This is a genomic window from Allochromatium palmeri, from assembly GCF_009720725.1.
GTDB classification, from domain to species: Bacteria; Pseudomonadota; Gammaproteobacteria; order Chromatiales; family Chromatiaceae; genus Thermochromatium; species Thermochromatium palmeri.
On sequence record NZ_WNKT01000154.1, the window covers coordinates 1 to 684 of the forward strand.

Annotated in this window: 1 protein-coding gene; it reads right to left on the reverse strand. The window is 67.0% G+C overall.

Annotated elements, in window-relative coordinates; genetic code table 11:
* Nucleotides 1-684, reverse strand: a 684-nt coding sequence (locus GJ668_RS19900) for a hypothetical protein (RefSeq protein WP_155451810.1), incomplete at both ends; no start/stop codon positions are given.

The following is a 684-nucleotide window of genomic DNA, read 5'->3' on the forward strand; positions in this document are numbered from 1 at the left end:
AACGCTAGGGTTTCCTGGCCGGCTTCGGGCGTGTCGTCGGTTCGGACGAAGGTGCTCGGGGCGTTGGTCGCGCTCAGTCCGGTTCCATAGTCAAGGCTCAGCGTGTCGGCGACATAGGTCAGCCCGGCAGGCAAGATGTCGGCGAAGACGGCGTTGCTCAGGGTGCCGGGAATCGACAGCACGACCTGATAGCTGACCTCGTCGCCGATGGCGTAGCGAGTCTGGGGCGTGAGAATCGATTTGACCAGCGCCGGGGTGCCGATCAGCACCGAACGGTTGGCGCTGGTACGGTAGTCGTTCGGGCTGGTGCCGCTGCCGGTGCGCTCATCGGCGTTGGTGTCGGCCAGGCTGGTCCAGGTGACCAGGGCGGCGTTGTTCAGCGTAGCGCCCGGTGTCAGGGCGTCTGTCGTGACGGCGTCGTAGACGACAACCAGCTGGCCATCCGGTGGGAAGACGGCCGCCGCGCAGTTGAGGGTCGGCGGCGTGTCGCCGGTGATGGCGCAACTGGCGCCGGTGACGCCACCACGCGCTGTCGGCGAGGCATCGACCACACTGGCGCTCGTGATGCCACTCGGCAGCGGATCGCTGATGACCACGTCATAGCCGGTGCCGACATTCGGACCACTCGGGTTGGTCAGGGTCAGGGTGTAGCGCAGGGTGCCGCCGCTGGCGAGCAGCGTATTG